Source organism: Pseudomonas sp. H3_C08 (genome assembly GCF_054669455.1).
In genome coordinates, this window is sequence record NZ_CP162803.1 from 1,145,667 (window position 1) to 1,169,356 (window position 23,690).

Sequence of the window (23,690 nt, forward strand, 5' to 3'; positions counted from 1 at the left end):
ACTCCCATGCAGCGACTGGAAGCACAACAAACACCTGCGCCGGACACCCCGGCGGCAATGGGCAAGAGCTGGCGCGAACAGTTCAATCTGCTGCGCTGGTTCTCGCTCGCGAGTTTTTTCATCATTGCCGCCGTGGCGGTGGGCCTTGGCTATATCTCCACGCGCTTCATCGTCACTGAAAGCGTTGAGCGCGATGCGTTGCTGACGGCGCAATTCGTTCAGGCCATCGGCGCAGCGGAAATACGCCACGCCGGTATCACCCCGGCGCGCACCATGGGCGAAATGCTCGACCCGCGCCAGGACGACAACTTTCCCGATGTCGATCCCGTTGCCCATGCAGCCGCCCGCGCCGAGTTCCTCGACCATGTCCAACACCTGCCCGACGTTCTCCTGGCCACGGTGTACGCGCTGGATCGCACGGTGATCTGGTCGACCAATCCGGAACTGATCGGGGTCAAATTCGAGGATGACGACGAACTCGACGAATCGTTCGAGATGAAAGTCGCGGTGTCTTCCAGTTATCACAAGATCGACGATGAGAAACCCGAGCAGCAGTTACTGCGCGAGCCGAAGTATTTGTTCATCGAGAACTACATCCCGATGTTCAACGCCGACAAAAGCAAAGTCGTCGCCATGGTCGAGATCTACAAGGAACCGGCGGATCTGGTCGACCGCATCGACCGTGGATTCGCCTCGATCTGGGCGGCGACCTGTTTCGGTGGTGCGGTGATCTTTCTCGCGTTGTTCTGGATCGTCCGCCGCGCGGCGAAACTGCTGCAGAGCCAGCAGCAACAGTTGATCAGCAATGAAACCTTTGTCGCCCTCGGCGAGATGTCTTCGGCGGTGGCGCACAGTCTGCGTAATCCGCTGGCGACCATTCGCTCCAGCGCCGAACTGGCCCAGGAAATCGCCAGCCCCGGTGCGCAGCGCAACATCGGCGACATCATCAGCCAGGTCGATCGCATGTCGCGCTGGGTGCGCGAGTTGCTGGTGTCGCTGCGGCCGATGAACGACGACGGCGAGGCGGTGGACCTGGTGATGGCGGTCGAAGACACCGTTGGCGCCTTCGAAGCATTGATCAAACGCTGCAACGTCGAAGTGCGCTTCACTGCGCAGAATTGCGCGCCGGTCGTCAGCCAGAAGGTGCTGCTCACGCAAATCCTCAATAGCCTGTTTGCCAACGCCCTGGAAGCGATGCCCAAGGGCGGTGTGCTCAGCGTCGAATTCGAATCGCCGCAGCCCGACCGCGTGCGCCTGACCGTGAGCGACACCGGCAAGGGCATGAGCGCGCAGCAGCAACTGTTGGTGTTCAAACCGTTTTTCACCACCAAACAGGGCGGCCTCGGGGTTGGTCTGGCGTTGGTCAAAAGAATCATGGAGCGTTTTGAAGGTTCGGTCGTGCTGACCAGCCGCGAGCAGGAGGGAACCCGCGTCAGTCTCAACTTCAAAGTGGCATCGGGAGGGGAATATGGAACACAGCATTCTGCTGGTCGAGGATGACGAACTGCTGGCCGAGAATATTCAGACCTACCTGGAGCGCAAGGACTTCGAGGTGACCGTCTGCCATTCGGCCGAAGACGCGTTGGCGCAACTGGAAACCTTCATGCCCGACATTGTGCTGACCGACAACTCGCTGCCGGGCATGAGCGGTCACGACCTGATCCAGAAGCTGCGCATCAGCGCGCCGGATCTCAAAGTGATCATGATGACCGGTTACGGCAACGTCGAAGATGCGGTGGTGGCGATGAAGGAGGGCGCCTTTCATTACGTCACCAAACCGGTGGCTTTACCGGAGCTGAAACTGCTGCTCGACAAGGCTCTGGCCACCGAACGAATGGAGCGCACGCTGTCGTTCTATCAGGAGCGCGAGGCGCAGAAATCCGGGGTGCAGGCGCTGATCGGCGACTCGGCGCCGATGCAGTACCTGAAAAATACCATCGGCCAGTTGCTCGACGCCGAGCGACGCATGGCCAACACCGATCTACCGCCGGTTTTGGTGGAAGGCGAGACCGGCACCGGCAAAGAGTTGGTGGCCCGCGCGTTGCACTTCGACGGTCCGCGTAGCAAAGGGCCGTTCATTGAATTCAACTGCGCGTCGATTCCATCGAATCTGGTCGAGTCGGAGCTGTTCGGCCATGAGAAGGGCGCATTCACCGACGCCAAGGATCGTCGCGTTGGTCTGGTGGAAGCCGCGGATGGCGGCACGCTGTTTCTGGATGAAATTGGCGAGATGGATCTGCTCTTGCAGGCGAAGATTTTGAAGTTGCTGGAGGATCGCACCATTCGCCGGGTCGGTTCGGTGAAGGAGCGCAAGGTCAATCTGCGGGTGATCAGTGCGACCAACTGCAATCTTGAACAGATGGTGCAGCAGGGCAAATTCCGCCGCGATCTGTTTTTCCGCCTGCGGATCATTTCGATCAAAGTGCCACGCCTGTATGCCCGGGGCGACGATATTCTGTTGCTGGCGCGGCACTTTCTCGCCAGTCATGGCAAACGCTACGGCAAACCGAATCTGCATTTCAGTCAGCAGGCCGAAGAGCTGCTGCTCAGTTACACTTGGCCGGGCAATGTGCGCGAGCTGCGCAACATGCTCGAGCAAACCGTACTGCTGGCGCCGAGCGACACCATCGCTGCGCATCAGCTCAACGTGTGCATGAGCCTGGTCGACGAGCCGCCGCTGCATATTCATGAAGCACCGATGCACTACGAACCGCGTCCGGCGAGCAACACCGAGTCGATGAACCTGCCGGAAGTCGAGCGCGACATGGTGCGCAAAATGCTCGACAAGACCGACTGGAACGTCACCAAATCCGCGCGCCTGCTGGGCCTGAGCCGCGACATGCTGCGCTACCGCATCGAAAAACTCGGCCTCGCCCGCCCGGATAAACGGCAGTGGTAACCCAGGCACACCGCATTTCCCCTGTAGGAGTGAGCCTGCTCGCGATAGCGGTGTGTCAGTCGACCTCTTTATTGCTGACACACCGCTATCGCGAGCAGGCTCACTCCTACAAGGGATCGGTGGTGCCGCAGATGTTGTGAGCAACCCGGATCAATGCTGCTGCCGACTCAAACACTCCAGCAAACAACCCGGATCCAGCACCTCGTCATTCACATAAATCCCGCGCTCGGCATCGTACGTGCGGATAAACACCCGCACCGTCGCGTCCGCCACAGTCGGCAGTTGTGAATCGTAGAACTCATGGTCACCCGGAATCACCACAAAATCCTGCGGCGCCGTATCGTCGTAAGGCTTGGGCGGCGTGGAACTCAGTGAATACGGGGCAGGGTGGGCGAAGGGCTGGTTCGGCCCGTAATAATTGAAATTGCTGTCCAGCGCTTGCGCCTGAGTGGCAGCGAGCAGACAGCCGGTCAACAACAGCCGATCGAGCATATGCATGGCGGCACCTGCGAGTGCGGTTTTCCCCAAGGCTATTAACTATAGCTGCCCGACATTCAAACAACCGGGTGATTGATCACATGCTCCGGTTGTGCGCAGGCCTTGAGCACATAGCCGATTGCGCGAAGAAACTCTTCGTTATCCCCATTTGCAAGAACCTGAGACAGGTATTCGTTGATGGCTTCGTCACTGTCCAGCAGTGCTATCACGTCGAAATTCGTCAAAGTCTGGCTCATGGTTAAACCTCCTTAGCCATTTTTGTGCGCGTCGGATGACTGCGCTTTGTGAGGGTATCCACGTGAGCAGAGTTGAATAGTCAGCCGTGTCCTTTATCTGTTTTGATAATTCGCCGACATTTGTAGGCCAGAACACCCTGATATGTAGGAGTTGCCGCAGGAATTGGCTTACAAGTTTGCAACAACCGCAATTGCCGGGCTGATCTAGACTCGGATCCGCTCAATCACGAGCATCGTCCGGAGTGCGCCATGGAAGTGCCTAACAACAAAACCGCCATCGAAAGCAATCGACAGGCGTGGAACGATTCCGCCCGCCATCACCAGGATTCGCCTGATTGGCAGGCCTTGCTCGGCGAAGTCGCACAGGCGGATTTCTCTTGCCTCGATGAGACCCTGAGCGGGTTGCTGGAGGTCGATGGCAAGGATGTGATTCAACTGGGCTGCAACAATGGCCGTGAGAGTCTCTCGCTGTTTGCGCTTGGTGCCAGAAGCGTGGTCGGCGTCGATCAATCGGCGGCGTTTCTAGAACAGGCCCGCGAGCTGAACAAGCGTTCACCGCACAAAGCCGAGTTCATCGAAAGCGATATCCATCATTTGCCAGCGTCCTTGCACAATCGCTTCGATGTGGCGCTGATCACCATCGGTGTTTTGAACTGGATGCCGGACATCGGCGAGTTTTTCCGCCATGTCGCTTCAACGCTGAAACCGGGCGGGAAACTGGTGATCTACGAAACCCACCCGTTTCTGGAAATGGTCGACCCGGATGGGGAAGATCCCTATCGCCTCGCGAGTTCGTACTTCCGCGCCGAACCGTTTGTGCAGGAAGAACCGATTGTCTATGTCGGCAAGGTTGAGCAGCAGGCGGCGAAGTCGTATTGGTTTGTGCACACGCTGGGGGCGATTTTCGGTGGTGCCATCGGGGCAGGGCTGAATATTGCGCACTTCAGGGAGTATGCGCATTCGAATCGGGAAGAGGTGTATGACCGGTATCTGAATCGAGAGGCGCAGATGCCGATGTGTTTTACCTTGGTCGCCAGCAAGGCCTGAAAATAATCAGCGCGGCTACCGGCCTCATCGCGAGCAGGCTCACTCCTACAGGGGAATGCATTTCAAATGTAGGAGTGAGCCTGCTCGCGATGACGGCATCACTGCCGCTGAATATTTCAGAGTTGAATCAAGCCTGCGCCGCCGCACTCACCACCGGCCGCCCTGGTTTGCGCAGCGGTTCCAGACGCGAACCCTCATACCGCGTTTCGCGGAAAAACTTCCAGCGCCCGAACAGGCAGTAAACGTGCATCACGCGGCCCTGCTCGTGGTAACCCATGCGCAGATGCAGCTTCAGCGCCGGAATATTGTGCGTCTCGCAAACATCCACCACCTTGTCGCAACCCTGCGCCGCCATCGCCTCCCACAGCGCCACCTGCACGTCCACCGACAGGCTGCTGCCGAAATACGCACGGGTCATCTCACCACCGAATTCAAAGAACTCACCGGGCTTCACCGGGAAGGTGCAGCCATAATAGTGCCGGTCGTGATAGTCGCGGATGCTGCCCCAGATAAACGCAACGGCGTGGTCATCCTTATCGAGGTACATGTGCCCGGTGTGACCCTCGGCCGCCAGTTCCGCCATGGTGCCTACCCGGTCACCAAAATGCTTGGTGAACGCGATGGCATTCTGCGGCGTGATATCGACTTTGCGTAGCCCGTCGTAAGGCCGCAGCTTGTGCGGCGGTACCGGGCTGACCAGGTCACGCTCCATCCACAACAGTTCCCAATGGAAGAACACGTAGCGTTTCCACAACGTGCCGAACGTGCGGCCGAAGCCTTTTTGCCGGATGCGCTCTTGTAGTTTTTCGATCACGCTCATGATGCCCTCCGTGGCCGCAGCCCGGGTGTGGTGGATGGTGCTTTTGTGGGTATAGATCACGCTGGCCAGTTAATTTCAAAGGGCCACTTTGGAAAGTATTTCAACGTGTGTAACTCAATCGAGTGCCGTCGCCCCGCGTAGAAAATCCTTGTTCAGATCGCTATAGGAAACCCGCGCAACGCCCGTCAGCCGCTGCTCTAGCACAAGGCTCAATGACTCGTTCGGGTTGAGATAGGCGTCACCGAAATCGGCGCCGAGTTGCGTCGGGTGGGCGACGATTTCCAGCACGCCGTCGGTCGGCGCGTTGCCGTTGCGCAGGTCGATCGGCGTGCACACATAGTCGGCGGTAACGCCGGCCAGACTCTGCAAACGCCAATTGAGCAATCCCTTGAACACACGCTTGGGCAGATTGAGGTTCTGCCCTAGGTTGCGCGCCAGCCGAATCGGTACACCTTGATGCGCGGCAAACCGCGCGACGATCTCGCCGATCGGCCAGATGTTGTGCACGTGCTGGTGAGAATCGATGTGGCTGGGACGCATGCCGTGATCGACGCAGCGCTGCCACTGCGCCTGCAATTCTTCGCGTACCGCCTTGCGATCCTCGCGGCCCAGCCAGAAACTGTGGCGCGGCAGGCTGAGGTCAAACACGCCGAAGTCATCGCAAAAGGTGCGACGCGCCAGAATCCCCAGGCTCAGTGGTCGTCCGTAAGTCAGGTTGAAGTGCAGCCCGACCCGACCTTGCAACGTCGGATGCCGCGCCATGGCACACGCCGCTTCGAACGCCGGCATGTTGGCCATGGCGGTGGCAGAACTGATGACCCCAGCCTGAAACGCGGCGAAGATCACCGAATTTTCGTTCGGACTAAGGCCGAAATCGTCAGCGTTGACTATGACTTGGCGAGGCATGTTCGCCCTCCGTGGTGATCGCGACAGGTTTCGGTGTGGGTTTCGCAGGCTCGGTACGACGGGCGCGCCAGGCTTGTACGTGCGGTTTGAGGCGATGCCACAGGCGCAGGCCCAGGCCGAGCACCAGACCACTCGGCCGCCAGGAATAAAAACTCCAGCGCCAGTGCTCCAGTTGTCCGGTCATGCGTTCGTGCAGTTGATGACTGGAGTTTTCCAGGCTGACCCGCGAGGCGTCGATCCAGCGCCAGTTGTCGTCCAGCCCCCAGCGAATCCATTCCTCCAGCAACACCCGGCCGCTGCCCAGATCCGCGTATTGCGGCAGGAAGGCGAGGTTGTAATCGTAGAGCCGTCCTTGCTCCAGCAGACCGAGGCGATAACTGATGCAGTGGCCATTCAGTTCCAGCGTCACCACCCGCACCAGGCCCTGGCCGGCGAGGGCGGTGAAGGCGCGCTCGATCAGTTGGCGGCTGCGTTCGCTGGCGAAAATCCCCACGCCTTCGTCGCCTTTCCAGCTCACCGCTTCGACGTCGCTGATGACCTTTAACAGCGGGCCCATGCTCAACGCATCGGGCACGATGCGCCGCACTTCGGCACCGCACGCGGCGATCCGCTTGCGTGCCCGCCGCAGCTTGTAGCGCGGGTCGCCGGAGACTTCCTGATGATCGGCCTCGCTGATCAGATGCACCGGCACCCGACAACTCAGGCGTCGTTCAGCGGCGGAACTGCGCGCCATCCATTCGGTCAGCGCACTTTCCTCACCCGCAGGTTCGGACAACTCATTGAGTTGCAGCAACGCGTGGGGCAGCCGTTGGTGAATCAACAGCAAGGCCTTGCGCATGTCTTCATGGCCAAGCAAAGACAACAGCGCCAAACGATCGGCCAGTGGATACCCCAAGTGATGCACGACCCGGAACGGCAGGCCGGCAAAGCGCTCGCGACTCGCCACCAATGGCAGGCACAGACGCAATTCGTCCGCTTCCCACCCCAGCAGAATGTGCAAACGCTCATCCGCGCCAAGGGCCTGCTCGGCCGCGCACAACCAACCAAGGTGGTTGAACGGCGTGTGATCCGTCACCCGCAGGCGCAGCGCTTCATACGCCGCTTCAGGGAAATCGGCGACGCACAATGAAGTGCGCCATTCAAATCGCGTCACCATAGGCTCAGGCCGCCGTGGCTGTTACGGGTGGACGGGAAGGTTTGCGCAGCGCATCCAGACGCGAACCGCTGTAGCGGCTTTCGCGGTAGAAACGCCAGCGACCGAACAAGGTGTACACATTCATGATGCGGTTCTGCTCGGTATAGCCCATGCGCAAGTGCAGCTTGAGCGCCGGGATGTTGTGGAATTCGCAGACGTCGACAACCTTGTCGCAACCCTGTGCAGCCATGGCTTTCCACAGCTCCAGTTGCAGATCCACCGACAACTCGCTACCCCAGTAGGCGCGGGTCAGTTCACCGCCGAACTCGAAGAACTCGCCGGGTTTCACCGGAAACATGCAACCGTAATAGTGCCGGTCGAAATAGTCCCGCGAACTGCCCCAGATAAACGCCACGGCATCGCCCTGATCGTCCAGGTGCATGTGCCCGGTGTGACCTTCTTTGGCCAGCTCCGCCATGGTGCCGACGCGGTCGCCGAAGTAGCGCGCGAAGGCGCTGGCGTTGTCCGCCGTGATCTTCACCACCCGCAGCGGCGGGTACGGTTTGAGGTTGTGCGGCGGCACCGGGCTGACCAGATCGCGCTCCATCCACAGCAGTTCCTGATGGGAAAAGATGTAGTGTTTCCACGCTTTTTTGGCGGTAGCAGTGAGTCCTTTCTGCCGCAGGTGTTCAGTCAGTTTGCTTAGCATGTTCATGGTTTTGGCTCCTGATGACGAGGCATCGCGCGGCCACAGGCCTGCGCGGCTGAACATCAACGGACGGTTCATGAAGCGCTCCAGCCGAGGGCGAACAGGGTTTGCCCCGGCAGCTCGAAACGCACACGCCCGTCCTGGCAGGTAAACGGCGCGTCACGACTGCGATTGTCAGCACCGAAGTAGCGCAGGGCGCCGTTGTTCAGCGGACACTTGGCGCCGGCCAGGTCTACACGTTGCAGCCGAGTGCCTTTATTTACCCCAAGCAAGCCGCGCTGATCGTCGCCGGCCATCGCCAGCACATCGACTTCAAAGGCATCGTTTTCCAGCCACAGCACTTGATGCAGCCAGTGTTGGGCTATGAATTGCTGGGCCTGGCCTACCGGCTTCAGCTCGAAGTGTTGTTCATCGGCCGAGACACGCAGCATGCCCTTGGGGTACTGCGGCTCATCGGCGGCCTGGAACCAGTTGAGCATCGTCAACAAGCCATCCTGCGACGCGTTGATCACCACCGACGCCCACCACAGCGAGGTGTAGTGGGTTTCCTGATCATAAGGGCTGAGGCTGGAGCCGCTGGACAGATTGGTCTGGTCGAGCAACAAGGCTTTGTGCGGCTGGCCTTTGCCATCGAGGCCAACCAATTCGGCCGCGCGGCGCACGCTGTCGCGATAGACGCGTGTGGCGAGCAGGTCGCGGATCATCCATTCGTGCCACGCCAGCGCGTCAACCTGATCGCCGGATTCGCTGAGCAGACGCCGCGCCCAATCGATGCCGCGCTTGTCCGCAGCGTTATTGGCAAACGGCCCGTTGACCAGCCGCGAACTGGCCGGCATGGCGATGCGCACGCCGGCCTTGGCATTGGCCGGATCGCTGCGCACTTGCCGCGCCATGCTGGTGAAAATCGCCTGATACTGCGCGTAACTGGAATAGTTGAGGTTCGGCTCATCGGCAAAACCGATGTAGTGGGTGCCCTTGCCACCCAGCGCTCGGGTGCCGGCCAGCCACGCATCAAGCCCGCCGTTGCTTTGCACATCGGCGCGCAAGTCAGCCTGGCGCTGACTGCCGGCGAGCAAGGTGATGTCCTGCCTGATGCCGAAACGCTCCTGATACACCTGACGGAACGCGTCTTCGAACTGCGGATTCTTCGCCGTCACGTCGACAAAACTGTAGTAACTCGCCGCCGTCGGTTTCAGCGCATCGAGCGCGGCATGACTGGCGGGTGGCGGCATCAAGTAGGGCAGGGCGATGCCCAGATCCGGCGTGCGCCCGAGCACTTTGTCGTGCAAGACCAGATGCGTCTGACCGGCGTCTTCACGCAGCGCTTTCAGTTGCTGCGGGTTCTGCGCGAACAGGTTGGCCGTGCCATCCAGCCAGAACGCCGCTTTGCCGCTGCCTTGCAGACGCAGACGCCAGACTTGCTCGCGCTCGCTGACGGGCAGGGCAACCTGATCGAACTGCCAATAGGCGCGATAGGGTTTCAGCGCCAGCGTCAGTTGCTGCTCAGCGCCGACCCGCTGTGCCTGCAACCCGCTGACACCTCCGTGAAACTTGCCCGCCAGCACCGCGTGTTCACCTGGCGCAACCTTGAAATACAACTCGTCGCCGTTGCGGGTGTCGACGCTGAAATGCACTTTCGCCGGGGCGAACAGCGCGACCGTGTGCTCGTCATGTTCGACGCGGTAATTGCGGAAGCTGTAGCCGGGAATTTCCAGCCGATAACTCGCCGCGCCGGGCAGCAGTGGCCAGCTCTGACTGCCACGAATTTCACTGGCCTTTATAAAACGATCACCTGCCAGTTTGCCCTGACCATCGAGCAAATACAGATGCTCTTCATTGGCATCGGCCTGCCACGCCGGCGTCCAGCGCACGGTCAGCGTGTCCGGGCGATCGGTTTGCAGATACAGGCTGCCGTCACGAATCTCGGCCCAGCGCATCGACGCCGCGAAGGCGTCCAGCGACAGGCCGAGACCGAGCAGCAGGGCCAGGCCTTTCATGCGGTTTTGCGCCGTTGCAGCATCAGCCACATCGGTGTGACGTCGCGCGGCAGAATGATCAGGGTTTGCCAGAACGGCACGTCGCTCAAACGGCAGTAAAGCACCAGCATTGCCACGGTCACCGCCAGGTAGGCAATCGACGAAGCCGCCGCCGCGCCGACGATGCCGTAAGCCGGAATCAGCACCAGATTCAGCGCCAGATTGAGCAGGGCACCGAGGCCCATCAGCAACGACACCGTGCCGGGACGATTCTTGCCCAACAGGTCCAGACGCAAAATGCTCGCGTAGCACAGGCCCAACAGCCCCGGCAGCAAGGCGAGCAGCGCCGGATACGCCGGTTGGTACGCCGCACCAAACAAGGTGACGATCAGCCATTCGCCAATCACCGCCATGGTCAGGCACGCGCCGAGCATCACCGTGGCGGTCAGGCGCAGGGCCAGCGGCGTGACCTTGTCCATGCCTTCGTCTTGCTGCAGCAGGCGTTTCATCAGTGGCGTGGTCACCGCTTCCGGGACGATCAACAGCAATTCAGCAGCGGCGCTGGCCATGGCGTAGTGACCGAGGGCGGTGCTGCCGAGCAGGGCGCCGATGAACAGGTAATCCGAACGCAGGATCACTTGCTGAAACAACAGATCCGGATGGCTGCGCGCGCTGTAGCGCAGCAGTTCGTTCTGGCTGGCGCGGTCCCATTGCAGTTGCAACGGTTGTGCGCGTTTGAGCCAGACCCAACCGACCAGCACTACCAGACTGATGCCGGCCAGCCAACTGATCAGCGCCGCTTCCAGGGCCGCGCTTTGCCACATCCAGAACAATGCGAGAAACAGCAACAGCGGCGCCAGCGACTCGACCAGGCGCAAGGCATTGAATGCGACTACGCCACCCGAGGCGTTGTGCAGTGTCAGCAGGCCGCTTTTCAATACCGTTAGCGGCACTGCCAGCAACAACAGCCAAGCGAGCAAACCGAGCTGCATCGTCACATCCAGCTCGGTGCCAAACTCACGCACCAGTGCCACCACCAGCAAGGTCAGCAACGCCGCGAGCAAACAGCCGAACACCAACACCTGACTCAGCAACAAACCCATCGGCCGCTGCTTGGCGGCCTGATAACCCACCGCCGAATTCAAGCCGCCACTGGTGGCGGCGCTGATCAGATCCGGCAGGGTGCTGAGCAACGCAAACAGCCCGCGCTCGCTCGGCCCGAGAATCCGCGCCAGCAGCACATTGCGCAGCAAACGCAGGGCGATCATCGCCAGTTTGGTGCCCATGCTCAGCGCCAAATGTTTGAGGTAATTGCTTCGGCTCATGGCCGCGCCCCGCGAAAAATCCGCCACGACAGCAACTCCGGATTACGCGCGGTGCGCTGACTGACACCGAAGCGCGGCAGGTTCAGCGGATCGCCTTCGCCGCGATAAATGCCGGTGCCGGTGCCCAGCGCAAACGGGTAATCGTGACGGGCAATCTGTTGGCGCACGCGTTCATCGTTGTCGCCATTGGGGTAGCAATACACCGGCAGCGCACGATTACAGCCGTTGTGCAGGGCGTCACGGCTGCGGCTGATTTCTTCGCTCAGGCGCACATCGTCGAGACCGGTGAGGATGGCGTGACTGGCGCCGTGCGGACCGAAACGCACCAGCCCGGACGCCTCCAGTGCGCGCACCTGATGCCAGTCCAGCGCTTGCGGTTGCGACTCCTGCGGGCATTCATCGGTCAGCCGTTCCAGCTCCTGCGAGTCAATCGACTTCAGCCCTTGCAGGTAATGGAGCAATGCCAGGCTGCGACGGTCGACGTCGATGTCATCCAGCAGCACCGGCAACGGGTGATGCATGGCATGCAGGCATTCGATCAGATGCATCCGCGCCTTGTCGCCATGACTGCCCCACAGGGTTTCGCCGAGGCTTTCCCACCAGAAGCGCTGACGGCTGCCGATGAAATCGGTGGAGAGAAAAATGCTCGCCGGCACCTGATGTTTTTGCAGCAGCGGGAAGGCGTTCACCGCGTTGTCGCGCCAGCCGTCATCGAAGGTCAATGCCACCCGTGGACGTTCGGTACGCAGTGAGTTGGGCTGAAGGATTTCCATCAGCGGCACGCAATCGAAATGCTTGCGCAGCCACATCAGCAAATGCTCGAAGGCTTTCGGCCCTACGCAGAGTTCGTTGCGGTGCGGCAGGTCGGCGGCGCGGTCGTTCGATAACACCCGGTGCAGCATCAGAATCACCCCGGCGCCCTGCAATTGGTTGCGGCCCATGGACGAGTTGAGATAGAGCCAGCCACTGGTGCGTTTGAGTAATTGTTTGATCGCCATGGCTTCGGTCCTCTTAACGGTTCTGTTCCGGATTCCACTGGGCATACCGCTGACCGCGCAGGAACTGCCACAGGCCAAGACTCATCCCGGCGAGCGTGACCAGCAAAAACGCGGCGAGGCGGAAGGGTTTCGGCAAGCGGTGTTGCGAATCCAGCAGCCCGGCAATCGCGATGGCATAGCCGAACAATTGCGCGATCAGGGCCAGGCGATAGAAACCGTGGTCGTCCCACAGCCAGAAGTTGCTCAGCAGCAGCGGTAGCAACAGGATCGGTGCGAGACGGCGGATCAGTTTGTGGCTGATCAGCGCGATCGAATACAGGCCATATTTCAGCGGATTGAGCAGTTCGCGGCGTTGGGCGAGGCTTTGCAGACCACCGACGGTGACGCGCTGACGGCGGCGGAATTGCTTGTTGGCCTCATCGACACCGTGATCGATCACTTGCGCTTCCGGCACATAGACGATGCGTTTGTGCGCGACCGGCGCGCAGGTGCTGATAAAGAAATCGTCGTTGACCTCGGCCGGCACGTTCTGGAACAACTCGCGGCGCAGGGCGAGCAGGGCGCCGTCGGCAGAGACCATGCACCCGGTGCGATTCTCGACCCGGCGCAGCCAGCCTTCGTAATGCCGATAGAGGCTGTCACCCACGCTCAAACCGCCGCCGGTGACCGGAATCACCATGTGCCCGGCACAACCGCCGACATTCGGATCACTCAGTGGCGCGAGCAAATACCCAAGGGTTTCGCGCGACCATTGATTGTCGGCGTCAGTGAACACCAGAATGTCGCCGGTGCTGAGGGCCACGCCGGCATTCAACGTCGCCGCTTTGCCTTGGCGCGGTAGATCGAGGACGGTGATGCGCGGATCAACGATCTTGTGTGCGCAGGCCACGGTGTCATCGGTCGAACCGTCACTGGCGAGAATGATCTGCAGCGAGGCCGGCTGGTAATCCTGCGCCAGCAAGGTGCGCAACTTGTGTTCGATGTGCCGCGCCTCATTGTGCGCGGCAATCACGATGCTGACGCTCAATGGCGGCGCCGGCGTGTGACGCCAGGCCGGGAACAGTGGCGCCAGAATCGTCAGCAGCAGCGGGTAGCCAATATAGGCGTAGACCGGCAGCAACAGGCACATCCAGAAAATGAATTCAGCCACGGGCAGGCCTCCTGGCGTTCCAATGACACAGACTCAGAATGAACGCGGCGCCGGCCAGGTGCAGACGCACCCAATGCAGGCCCCACAGCTGCAGGGTCAGGCCGATATTGCGGTGTTTGGAGCTTTGCCGCAGGCTGAGCACCAGTCCCGGTAGGAGTGTCAGGCTGACCATGACGATCGCGTGATGCGGAAAGCCATCGAGCAGCGCCGAAATCGCCAGAAAGTCCAGCAACCACACCAGCAGCGACAGCACCGGAAAGCGCAACAGGCGCAGGCTGAAGCCATGGGCGCGCAGCAGTTGCAGGTGACTGCCCTGACGCCACAACTCCTTGCCCATCCATTCGCGCCAGTTCATTTCGTAACCCCAATGCAGGGCGACGTTGTCATTGATCGACAGCAGCCGCGCACCCTGTTCGTGCAGGCGCAGGGTGAATTCCTTGTCTTCGCCGGTGCGCAGGCTTTCGTTGAAACCGCCGACCTTGTCGAACCAGCCCCGGCGCATCAGCAGGTTTGAGCTGGGCAGCCAGTCAACGACGTGGGACGCCTGCGACGACGCGCGCGCGGTGCGGCGTTGCCAGGCGGTGGCGTACCACGGCGCTTCGGCGGGGGTGTGCAGATCAAGGCCGAAGACATCGGCCTGGCCGCTGGCCTCAATGTCGAACAACGGCTTGAGCCAACTCTCCGGCATTTCAATGTCAGCGTCGATGAAGGCCAGCCATTCACCCGTGGCGATGGCCGTGCCGCGATTGCGCAGGGCGCCGATCAACAAACCCGGCTGCACCAGCACCTGCGCGCCGAACTGGCGGGCGATGTGTGGTCCCTGATCGGTCGAGCCGTTGTCGACCACGATCAACTCGCACTCGACATTGGCCGCATGGGCAGCTTTTTGCGCGGCAAGCAAGGTGCGGCCAATGTGCCGCGCCTCGTTGAACATCGGGATGACGATGCTGATGCGGCTCATGCCTTTGCCTCCGTGCTCAGGGGCGCCTGCTCGGCTTTCAGGCGCAGGACGCTGGTCATGGCGAGCATGATCCACACGTATTTCTGGTTCGGTGCGCTGAGGAACATCAGGAACAAGGTCAGCGACAGGAAGCTCACACCGAGGTGGGTCATCATGTCGGCCTGATGCCATTCGCGGCGCAACATCCACGCGGCGCGTGCGCGGATCAGGTTGTACAGGCCGAGACCGAGCATGCCGACGAACAACAGCCCGGCGGGAATCCCCAGTTCGCTGAAGATTTCCAGGTAGGTGTTGTGCGCACGACGATAGAGGTCGCCGATTTTGCGGTTGGCCGAAAACGCCTTGGCGTAACCCGTGGTCGCGTAGTGCAGCGGGAAGGTGCCGGGGCCGGAGCCGAGCAGCGGGTTCTCGCGGATCATCTGACTGCCGACGACGATGTACGAAGCGCGGCGGCCGAGGGATTCGTCCTGAGCCTTGGAACCGGCGCTGAGAATACTCAGGGACTGGATGCGCGCCATGTAACCGGCGGGCATTGCGTAGATCGCCAGCGGAATCACGATCGCCGCGCCAAGCATGGCGAAGCCCAGATGCCGAGGGCGAATCCGTGTCAGTTGGGTGCGGTAATGCCAGCAGCCGATCAGCAGGCTCAAGGCCAAGACCACCAGACCCGAGCGCGATTCGGTTTTGGTCATGCCGCCCAACAGCATCAGGCAGCAACCGCCCCAGAACAACCGGTGCAGCAGGTTCGGGCTGCGGATCACCAGTAGCAGCCCCAGCGGAATCGCAAAAGCGATCAGCAGGGCGAACGCGTTGGGGTCTTCGAGCAGTCCGGCGGCGCGACCCTGATCCTGAAACTTGGTCGAGAACATTGCCATCGCACAGGTGGTGCTGACGGCGAGGGTGACCAGCCGGGCGAACAGATCGAGGTTCAGCTCGCGACCGATCAACAGGGTGATGACAAACAGAATCAGACCGACGCTGAGCTCGCGCAGGTGGCCGAGCGACATGCCCAGGTCATCGGTATTGAGCAAACTCAGAAAGTACAGCACCAGAAACCAGATCAGGAAGCGCCAGATATTGCTGCGCAGGCGCTCCGAGGGAATTTGGTGCAACGCCAGTTGCAGCATCAGGATCACCGCCAGTGAAGCACCGATCAGCTTGCTGCCGGAGAACGACGTGTCCTTGAAAAAGCCCTCGAACGGCACCAGTGCAGCAATGCCGAGCAGGCCCCAGGTCGGCTTGCGGTACAGCAGCGCAAATCCCACCAGGCCCAGCACCGCCCCCGGCGCCAGAAACGGATAAGGGCTGGCCAGCAAACCGATGCAGACCAGACCGAGCAGACTGACGATCGAGAGCGGGAAAATCATGCGCGTGCCTCCCGTGCCGTGCGGATGTACAGCTGCGACCAGCGCTCAGCGAGCGCCTTGAGGTCGTAGCGATCCTGTTGTGTGCGTTTTGCGTTGTCGCGCAGTTGCCGGGCCAGTTTCGGCTCGCTCAGCAACGTGTCGAGCTGACGGGCGAGGGCGGCGCAGTCGGCCGGTGTGGCGAGTAAGCCGTTGTGCCGGTGCTCGAGCACATCGGGAATGCCGCCGACGCCGAACGCCACCACCGGCACCCCGGCCTGCATGGCTTCAAGCAAAATCATTGGTGTGCCTTCGGTGCGCGAGCTGATCACCAGCGCATCGAGTTGCCGCCACCACGGTTGCATGGCGATCTGATAACCGGGCAAACGAATACGTTGCTGCAAACCGGCATTGTCGATCCGCGTCTGCAACACTTCGCGTTCCGGGCCGTCACCGAGCATCACCGCATCCAGTTGTGGATGCTGGTGACACAGCGGAATCAGCGCATCAAGAAACAGATCCGGGCCTTTCTCGCTGCTCAAACGACCGACGTAACCGACCAGCCAGCGCTGCCGATCCGCGTCAGGCACCAGCGCCGCAGCGGCTGGCAAACCATTGGGGATCACCTGCAATTTCTCCGCGCGGACGCTGGCCTGACGGTGCAGCGCGGCGATACTTTCCGCCACGCAGACCACCCGATCCACCGACGCGGTGCGGCACAGTTGCAGACTTAGCCAGGTGTAGAACTTCTGCTTGCGACTGCGCGGTGTGAAGCCGTGCTGGGTGATCACCAGCGGCAGGCGCAACAGGCTTGCGCCGACCCAACCGAACAACAGCCCTTTGAAGTTGTGCGTATTGATCAGCGGTTTTTCACTGCGGCGCTGACGCAGATACTGCAGCAATTCTCCCAGCCCGGCACAGCCGCGACAGTCGACCCCGGCCGTGCGAAAGCGCGCGATCAGTTCTGGCGGCGCGTCGAGGAACAGCACCTGATGCTGACCCGGCGTCGCCAGACAATGATCCAGCAACATGCGCTCGGCGCCATAGAAGCCGCCGCTGCTGAGCAAATGAATGATCGGCAGCGCGGCAGTCGGGGAGGATGCGGTGCTCAATTGCGCACCCAGTGCAGGAAGCTTGGCACCGTCCAGTTCTTGTGCGGATTGCTCGGCAGCGCGTTCTGGTCGTTGATCACCAACAGCACCGGCAGACCCAGTTCGTGGCTGATTTGCGCCGGGTGTTTGAAGCGGTGATCGAAGAACTCACGCACGTAGACCAGGGCAATCGCCAGCAACAACCCGGTGAACAAACCGAATGGAATGATCAGGCCCGGTTTCGGGAACGCTGCTTCGGTCGGTTCGAACGGCGGGCTGAGCACCCGGGCGTTGGACAGATCGTCGTTGAGCGCGCCGGTGGTGCTGCTTTCGGCGAAACGTTGGGCGTAAGTCGAGAAGGCGGCGTGCAGCGCATCGATTTCGGTGTCCATCTGCCGCAGCTTGCTTTGCGTCTGCTGCAACTCGTGGATGCGATTCTTGAACTCGGCGATGCGCGCGGTTTTCTGATCGATCACTTGCTTGACCACCGCCAGATCGTTGGTGCGTTCCTGAATGCGGTTGCTCACCACTTTGAGGAACTGGCCACGGGTGCGAGCAATCTGCTCGCGGGTCAGCAGCATCGGTTCACTGCCGGGCTGGAACACCGCCAGGTCATTCATGTAGCGGCTGACCTGGGTGGTCAGTTGCTCGCCCATCTGTTTGATTTCCCGATCTTCGAACGCCACGTTGTCGACGGTGGTGGTGAAGGTGTAGGGGAAGGTGTAGTCGTTGAGCTTGTTGTTGCTGGCCGCAGCCAACGCGGTTTTCAGATATTCGAGCCAGCGCTGGCTCTGCAACAGGCGATCCTGATACAGGTTCAGGGCTTGCTCTTCGGTGTTGATCGCGTTGAGGCGGAAGGTGATTTCTTCCTTCGGATCCGACGAGCCGACACTTTCCAGCAAGGCTTGGCGATTGCCTTCCAGGCCGTCGAGGCGCACCTGGTAGAGATGCTTTTTCGACTCATAGAAGGACTGCGGCAAGTCGATCGACTGCAAGGCCTGACGGCTGAACAGATAGTTCTGCAGCAAGGCTGAAACAAACGTCGTGCCCTGATGCGGATCGGGGAAGCTGTAGATGATCGAGATCACGTTGGAGCCGGGCAGGGTCTCGATTTTCAGGCTATCGATGGCTTGCTGGGTGAAGGCGTCGAGCGCGGTGTCACGAACCGGATCGGTGTCCAGCCCGAGCACATTGCGCAGCGGATTGATCACGTATTGGCGCAGCGGTGAAGTGACGTAGCGCTTGAACGGCTCGGCCACCAGTCTGCTGAAAATGCCCGGCGAAGGCGTGTATTCGCCCTTGTCGCGCAGTTCGCTGATGGTCTGACGGATCAGCGCCGGCGAGCGGAGGATGTTGCTCTCGGTTTCCATGTCCGCCAGCGACGGCGGAATGAACGTGGCGTTGTCCACCGTGAGTGACGTGGTGGCGTCACCCTGGGAGAGTTTTTTCGACTGCACGATCACCTGCGCGGTGATATCGAAGCTCTGTTTGAGCACCAGCGGCAGGAGCAGGGCGATGACTGCAAAGATCAGGAAGACCCGTTTCACCAGTTGCTTGTTGGCAAAGAAGATCCTGAAGAACTCATGCAGGTAGTTTTCCTTTGGATTCATGTCGGTCACCTGAGAGTCAGTTGTTGTTGCTGTCTTTGTTGTCGACGCGGTAGCCGAAGCTGAACCCGACGCCCTGGAACAGCACCACATCGGCCAGTTGGCGAGCGAGTTCGCCGGCGCTGGCCAGTTTGGTTTTTGGTACGAACAGCATGTCGTCCGGTTGCAGGTAAGCGATTTGCGAGGCATCGCCGGACAAGGCTTTTTCGACGTCGTAATGCACCGCCTGCACCTGATTGCCATTGCGCCGCATGATCACCACCGAATCCAGGCGCGCCTTGACGTTAGTGCCACGGGCCAGGGTCAGTGCTTCAAGCACCGACACCGGCCGGCGGATCGGGTAGGAACCTGGTTGACCGACTTCGCCCAGCACATAGATTTCGTTGCCGGCGGTGGATTTCAGCAGCACGTCCACGGTCATCCGGCCCGGCAGTTGCGCGTATTTCTGGTTGAGGAAGGTTTCCAGTTGATTGACGGTCATGCCTTGCAGCGGCACGGCGCCGATTTCCGGGAAACTCGCGTAGCCGTCAGTGCCGACGGTGATCTCGCGGCTCATGCCGGTGGCCGGGTGGTTCAGCGCGCTTTTCAGGTTCTGCTCATTGGTCAGCGGGCTGATGATTTGCACGGTCAGCTGATTGCGGTTGGGCTGGAACAGTTGCTTGCGCTGATAGGCACGCTGGATTTCTTCGCGGGCCTGATCGCTGGTCAGCCCGGCGATTTTCACCGAGGTGTTGGCGCCCGGCAGTTCGATGGTGCCGTCGGGCAGCACCAGTTGATTGCCGTTGAGCTGGCTGGCAGCGGTGAAGTTCAGGCCGATCTGGTCACCCGACTGCACACGGTAGGCGTCCGAGCCGCTGGTGCTGATATGGAAGATCACGTCGAGCACGTCCTGCGGGCGCAGGGTCTGCTCGATCTTCGGCATATCGGTCGCCTGGGCGTTGGCCGGGGTGGCGGTGAGGATATTCACCGGCATGCTCTGGGTTTCGGAGGTGCTCGAGCAGCCTGCAAGCGGCAGCATCAGCAGCACAAGAATCTTGGCGTTCATGGCGTCATCCTTCGCGTTCGCTTAGAGGTTTTTGTAAAGCCATTTGGGCATGTAGTACTTGCGCCGGTTGAACACGCTACCGACCACTTTGGCTCCGGCCTGAGTCAGGCGTTGCACGGCGGCCTGGGCGGCTTCCCAGCGGGTGTCTTCGGCGCGTACGACAAACACCACGCCGTCGACCTGAGTGCTGATGACCAGGGTGTCGGCAGCGGAATACACCGCGTCGCCGTCGATCACCACGAAGCGGTACTGGCTGCCCAATTGATCGAGCAACGGGCTCAGGCGCTCGGCGGTCAGGTGTTCCATGGTGCGGATCGGCCGGCCATTGGGCAGCACGTGGAAGGGCAGGCTCGACACCTGCACCACGCAGTCCTGCAACAGCGGCGGGTTGTCCGGGTTGAACAGCAAGTCGCGCAGGCCGCGCTCCTTGCTCAGGTTCAGCTGCTGCGTGAGGTTGCTCGCCGACTGGCTGGCATCGACCAGCAGCACCTGGCCGCTGCTCATTTGCGCCAGTTGGCTGGCCAGCGCCAAGGCACTGGTGGTGGTGCCGGCGCCGGGATTTGCGGCGGTCAGGAACAGGATCCGCAGGTCGAGATCCAGCACGGTCGAGGTCAGGTTCGATTCGCTGGGGTTGGCAATGCTCAGGCTTTTGTTGGTTGAACCGTCCATTAGCTTGCTCCGTGGCCGCTGAATACTTTGAAGGGGGTTTTCAACAGAATCTTCAGATCAAGCAAAAGGCTCTGCTCGGCGATGTAGCTGAGGTCCAACTCAACGCGCTGGTCGAAGTCGATATTGCTGCGTCCGGAGATCTGCCACAGGCCGGTCATGCCGGGGTAGATCGCCAGACGGGCGAGGTGATTGTCCTTGTAGCGGTAAGCGTTGAACGAGGTCGGGCGAGGGCCGACCAGGCGCATGTCACCGGTCACCACGTTGATCAGGTTCGGCAGTTCATCGAGGCTGGTGCGCCGCAGAAAACCGCCGATGCGGGTGATGCGCGGATCGTGGTCGATTTTGAAATCGATGGCGTCGGCACCGTGCTTGTTGAGGTGGCGCAGCGATTCTTTCAATTCTTCGGCGTTGGCGACCATGGTGCGGAATTTGTACATGCCGAACTTGCGGCCGCGGTAACCGGTACGCTTTTGCACGAACATCACCGGACCTGGGCTGCTGAACTTGATGACCAGTGCCAGACCCAGCAGCAGTGGCGAGATCAGCACCAGAATCATTAGCGCACCGAGGCAGGCGACCACGCGATTGGTGCGTGATAGTTGCCATGGGCGACCGCCGTCGCGGCCAGTGAACCAGCCGCGACCCTGGCGATGGATTGCCGCGTCGAGACGCATTCGGTGCTCGGGGTCAACGCGCTTGTCACGGCGCATTTCCTGGATCGGCACACCTTTCTCATGTCCAGTCATGGAGTCCTCCGCATTAATTCAGCCGCGAGCGGCGCGTGGGCGATAGGCAGTGGGGTAGTAGTCGCGGAACCAGGCGATGAATCGCCCAAGTCCCTCATCCAGCTCGATCCGGGGCTGAAACCCGGTGGCCTGGGCCAGGTCGCTGGCCTCGGCGCAAGTGTTGAGCACGTCGCCCGGTTGCAGCGGCAGCAGCTCGACAATGGCTTTCTGGCCGAGATGTTTTTCCAGCAGCGCCAAATAGGTTTTCAGCTCGACCGGGTGCTGCCCGCCGATGTTGAACAGCCGCCACGGCGCCATGCTGCTGGCCGGGTCGGGCAGCTCGCGATCCCAGTGCGGGTCGGCGTGCGGAGGGCATTCGGTGAGGCGGGCTATGCTTTCGATGATGTCGTCGATGTAGGTGAAATCGCGCTGGTGCTCGCCATAGTTGAACAGCTTCAGTGGCTCGCCTTCGCTGATCGCCCGGGCAAACTGGATCGGCGACATGTCCGGCCGGCCCCAAGGCCCGTACACGGTGAAAAAGCGCAGGCCGGTGCAGGGAATGCCAAACAGATGGCTGTAACTGTGCGCCATCAGCTCGTTGGCTTTCTTGGTCGCGGCGTACAGCGACAGCGGGTGATTGACGCCGTCTTTCACAGAGTAGGGCGTGTGCTGATTGGCGCCGTACACCGAGCTCGATGACGCGTAGATCAGGTGTTCGACCGGGTGATGCCGGCAGCTCTCGAGAATATTCAGGAAACCGTTGAGGTTGCTGTCCAGATACGCCTTGGGATTGTCCAGCGAGTAACGCACCCCGGCTTGCGCGGCGAGGTGAATCACCACTTGCGGCCGTTCGCGGACAAACAGCGCGTCAATGGCCGAGGCGTCGGCCAGGTCAACCGTGACGAGCTGGAAATCGCCGGCCTGCTCACGCACCCACTGCACGCGGTCGTGCTTGAGTTGCGGGTCATAGTAGGCGTTGAAATTGTCCAGACCGACCACTGAATGCCCGTCGCGCAGCAGCCGCAACACGCAATGGGCACCAATGAAACCGGCCGCACCGGTGACCAGCACCTTCATGGCCGTAGCCCTTCGGGGGCAATGTGGCGCAGGCCGATGCCGCTGTAATGCAAACCGGCGGCAGCCACTTGTTCCGGGTTGTACAGGTTGCGGCCGTCGATGATCACCTTCGAACGGAGCTTTTCGGCGAGCAACTCGAAATCGACCACGCGGAAGTTTTTCCACTCGGTGCAGATCACCAGTGCGTCGGCGTCTTCCAGGGTGTCGTCGCGGGTGGCGCACAGGTGCAGGTCGTTGCGGTAGCCGTAGAGGCGCCGGCATTCGGACATCGCTTCCGGATCATAGGCCTGCACGCTGGCGCCTTCGGCCCACAGCGCATCCATCAAGTAGCGGCTGGGCGCTTCGCGCATGTCATCGGTGTTGGGTTTGAATGCCAAGCCCCAGATCGCGATGGACTTACCGGCAAGGCCTTGCGGGAATTGCGCTTTCAGTTTGCTGAACAGGATGTGCCGCTGCAGGTCGTTGACGTCGGTGACGCTGCGCAGCAGTTTCAACGGCATGCCGTTGTGTTCAGCGGTGTGCAGCAGGGCGCGCAGGTCTTTGGGAAAGCATGAGCCACCGAAGCCGCAGCCCGGATAGATGAAGTGGTAACCGATGCGCGGGTCAGAACCGATGCCTTTGCGCACCGCTTCGATGTCGGCACCGAGCAGTTCGGTGAGGTTGGCCAGTTCGTTCATGAAACTGATGCGCGTGGCGAGCATGGCGTTGGCGGCGTACTTGGTCAGCTCGGCGCTGCGGTTGTCCATGAACATCAGTTTTTCGTGGTTGCGGCAGAACGGCGCGTACAGCTCGCTCATCTGCTCGCGGGCTACGTCGTCACGGGTGCCGACGATGATCCGGTCCGGGCGCATGCAGTCGGCGAGGGCGCTGCCTTCCTTGAGAAACTCAGGGTTGGAGACCACCCGTACGGTCAGACCTGCCTTGTCGCGGCGCTGCAATTCGCTGTTGGCGGTGGCCAGCACCTGATCGGCCGTGCCGACCGGTACCGTGGATTTGATGATCAAGGTGCGATCGGCCTCCATGTGCGAGGCAATTTGCCGGGCAACGTTGAGCACGTGGCTGAGGTCGGCAGAGCCATCCTCATCGGCCGGGGTGCCGACGGCGATGAAAATCAGCTCGGCATGCTCGACGGCGTCGCTTGCCTGGGTACTGAACAGCAGACGGCCAGCCTTGATGTTTTCTTCGAGCGTGCTGGATAAACCGGGCTCACTGATTGGCGGCACCGCTTGTTGCAGTTGTTTAATCTTGTTTGGGTCAATATCCACGCATAAAACGCGATGACCGACATCTGCAAGTGCGGCGGCTTGTATTAATCCAACATAGCCCGTGCCAAATACGCTCACGTCCATCTGCGCACCCTCGATAGAGCGAAAAGAAGAAGTTCGGAAGAAGACTGTAAATGGGGTATAGCGCAGGGTTTGCAAAGCGTGTCAGCAAAATGACATGTTGCATCTGTATAACACTTGAGCATTT

21 protein-coding genes and 1 pseudogene are annotated in these 23,690 nt (G+C 60.8%); 3 read left to right on the forward strand and 19 right to left on the reverse strand.

What is annotated here, in order from left to right:
- The first annotated feature begins 6 nt into the window (after positions 1-6).
- Positions 7-1,500 (forward strand): sensor histidine kinase, encoded by a 1,494-nt coding sequence (locus AB4N74_RS05320; RefSeq protein ID WP_257358154.1) that lies wholly within the window; start codon positions 7-9, stop codon positions 1,498-1,500.
- A complete protein-coding gene (locus AB4N74_RS05325; protein WP_099758598.1) occupies positions 1,469-2,899 on the forward strand; it encodes a sigma-54-dependent transcriptional regulator in 1,431 nt (476 codons plus the stop codon). The genes AB4N74_RS05320 and AB4N74_RS05325 overlap by 32 nt, the downstream gene beginning before the upstream one ends.
- A gap of 150 nt (positions 2,900-3,049) precedes the next feature.
- Here AB4N74_RS05325 and AB4N74_RS05330 read toward each other — a convergent pair whose 3' ends face one another.
- Together AB4N74_RS05330 and AB4N74_RS05335 are read right to left on the reverse strand one after the other, a co-directional pair.
- Positions 3,050-3,397, reverse strand: a complete 348-nt coding sequence (locus tag AB4N74_RS05330; protein WP_093439192.1) for a hypothetical protein — start codon at positions 3,395-3,397, stop codon at positions 3,050-3,052.
- A gap of 98 nt (positions 3,398-3,495) precedes the next feature.
- Positions 3,496-3,633, reverse strand: a pseudogene (locus AB4N74_RS05335) (helix-turn-helix domain-containing transcriptional regulator); the annotation flags it as partial.
- Positions 3,634-3,882: 249 nt separating this feature from the next.
- Between AB4N74_RS05335 and AB4N74_RS05340 the strand changes: the two are divergent.
- A complete protein-coding gene (locus AB4N74_RS05340) occupies positions 3,883-4,680 on the forward strand; it encodes a class I SAM-dependent methyltransferase (RefSeq protein ID WP_460098537.1) in 798 nt (265 codons plus the stop codon).
- 127 nt (positions 4,681-4,807) lie between these two features.
- Here AB4N74_RS05340 and AB4N74_RS05345 read toward each other — a convergent pair whose 3' ends face one another.
- The 17 genes from AB4N74_RS05345 to AB4N74_RS05425 all read right to left on the reverse strand — a co-directional run bounded on the left by AB4N74_RS05345 (position 4,808) and on the right by AB4N74_RS05425 (position 23,566).
- The gene (locus AB4N74_RS05345; protein ID WP_093439495.1) at positions 4,808-5,500 is read right to left on the reverse strand and encodes a GNAT family N-acetyltransferase; all 693 of its coding nucleotides are present in this window, start codon (positions 5,498-5,500) and stop codon (positions 4,808-4,810) included.
- Between the two features lie 114 nt (positions 5,501-5,614).
- Positions 5,615-6,406 (reverse strand): ChbG/HpnK family deacetylase, encoded by a 792-nt coding sequence (locus tag AB4N74_RS05350; RefSeq protein ID WP_460098539.1) that lies wholly within the window; start codon positions 6,404-6,406, stop codon positions 5,615-5,617.
- The gene (locus AB4N74_RS05355) at positions 6,378-7,562 is read right to left on the reverse strand and encodes a GNAT family N-acetyltransferase (RefSeq protein WP_460098541.1); all 1,185 of its coding nucleotides are present in this window, start codon (positions 7,560-7,562) and stop codon (positions 6,378-6,380) included. Before AB4N74_RS05355 ends, AB4N74_RS05350 begins: the two co-directional genes overlap by 29 nt.
- Positions 7,563-7,566: 4 nt before the next feature.
- Positions 7,567-8,256: a GNAT family N-acetyltransferase gene (locus AB4N74_RS05360; RefSeq protein ID WP_099759405.1), complete on the reverse strand. Its 690-nt coding sequence runs from the start codon at positions 8,254-8,256 to the stop codon at positions 7,567-7,569.
- 68 nt (positions 8,257-8,324) lie between these two features.
- Positions 8,325-10,247, reverse strand: a complete 1,923-nt coding sequence (locus AB4N74_RS05365) for a hypothetical protein (RefSeq protein ID WP_460098543.1) — start codon at positions 10,245-10,247, stop codon at positions 8,325-8,327.
- Positions 10,244-11,551 carry a lipopolysaccharide biosynthesis protein gene (locus AB4N74_RS05370; RefSeq protein ID WP_093439482.1) on the reverse strand — a complete coding sequence of 436 codons (1,308 nt, stop codon included), beginning with the start codon at positions 11,549-11,551 and terminating at the stop codon, positions 10,244-10,246. Before AB4N74_RS05370 ends, AB4N74_RS05365 begins: the two co-directional genes overlap by 4 nt.
- The gene (locus tag AB4N74_RS05375; protein ID WP_186624626.1) at positions 11,548-12,549 is read right to left on the reverse strand and encodes a polysaccharide deacetylase family protein; all 1,002 of its coding nucleotides are present in this window, start codon (positions 12,547-12,549) and stop codon (positions 11,548-11,550) included. Before AB4N74_RS05375 ends, AB4N74_RS05370 begins: the two co-directional genes overlap by 4 nt.
- 13 nt (positions 12,550-12,562) lie before the next feature.
- Positions 12,563-13,699 carry a glycosyltransferase gene (locus AB4N74_RS05380; RefSeq protein ID WP_460098546.1) on the reverse strand — a complete coding sequence of 379 codons (1,137 nt, stop codon included), beginning with the start codon at positions 13,697-13,699 and terminating at the stop codon, positions 12,563-12,565.
- Entirely contained in the window at positions 13,692-14,660 is a 969-nt protein-coding gene (locus AB4N74_RS05385; protein ID WP_093439171.1) for a glycosyltransferase, read from the reverse strand. The genes AB4N74_RS05380 and AB4N74_RS05385 overlap by 8 nt, the downstream gene beginning before the upstream one ends.
- The gene (locus AB4N74_RS05390) at positions 14,657-16,027 is read right to left on the reverse strand and encodes an O-antigen ligase family protein (RefSeq protein ID WP_093439168.1); all 1,371 of its coding nucleotides are present in this window, start codon (positions 16,025-16,027) and stop codon (positions 14,657-14,659) included. The genes AB4N74_RS05385 and AB4N74_RS05390 overlap by 4 nt, the downstream gene beginning before the upstream one ends.
- Complete coding sequence (locus tag AB4N74_RS05395; RefSeq protein ID WP_093439165.1) at positions 16,024-17,115, reverse strand: glycosyltransferase family 4 protein; 1,092 nt, start codon at positions 17,113-17,115, stop codon at positions 16,024-16,026. The genes AB4N74_RS05390 and AB4N74_RS05395 overlap by 4 nt, the downstream gene beginning before the upstream one ends.
- Positions 17,112-18,704: a GumC family protein gene (locus AB4N74_RS05400; RefSeq protein WP_093439161.1), complete on the reverse strand. Its 1,593-nt coding sequence runs from the start codon at positions 18,702-18,704 to the stop codon at positions 17,112-17,114. Before AB4N74_RS05400 ends, AB4N74_RS05395 begins: the two co-directional genes overlap by 4 nt.
- 16 nt (positions 18,705-18,720) lie before the next feature.
- The gene (locus AB4N74_RS05405; protein ID WP_460098549.1) at positions 18,721-19,746 is read right to left on the reverse strand and encodes a polysaccharide biosynthesis/export family protein; all 1,026 of its coding nucleotides are present in this window, start codon (positions 19,744-19,746) and stop codon (positions 18,721-18,723) included.
- 21 nt (positions 19,747-19,767) lie between these two features.
- Positions 19,768-20,415, reverse strand: a complete 648-nt coding sequence (locus tag AB4N74_RS05410) for a CpsD/CapB family tyrosine-protein kinase (protein WP_093439152.1) — start codon at positions 20,413-20,415, stop codon at positions 19,768-19,770.
- Positions 20,415-21,161: a sugar transferase gene (locus AB4N74_RS05415; RefSeq protein ID WP_093439148.1), complete on the reverse strand. Its 747-nt coding sequence runs from the start codon at positions 21,159-21,161 to the stop codon at positions 20,415-20,417. The genes AB4N74_RS05410 and AB4N74_RS05415 overlap by 1 nt, the downstream gene beginning before the upstream one ends.
- A gap of 18 nt (positions 21,162-21,179) precedes the next feature.
- The gene (locus tag AB4N74_RS05420) at positions 21,180-22,217 is read right to left on the reverse strand and encodes an NAD-dependent epimerase (protein WP_093439143.1); all 1,038 of its coding nucleotides are present in this window, start codon (positions 22,215-22,217) and stop codon (positions 21,180-21,182) included.
- On the reverse strand, positions 22,214-23,566 hold the full coding sequence (locus AB4N74_RS05425) for a UDP-glucose dehydrogenase family protein (protein WP_116255338.1): 1,353 nt from the start codon (positions 23,564-23,566) through the stop codon (positions 22,214-22,216). Before AB4N74_RS05425 ends, AB4N74_RS05420 begins: the two co-directional genes overlap by 4 nt.
- Between the last annotated feature and the right edge of the window lie 124 nt (positions 23,567-23,690).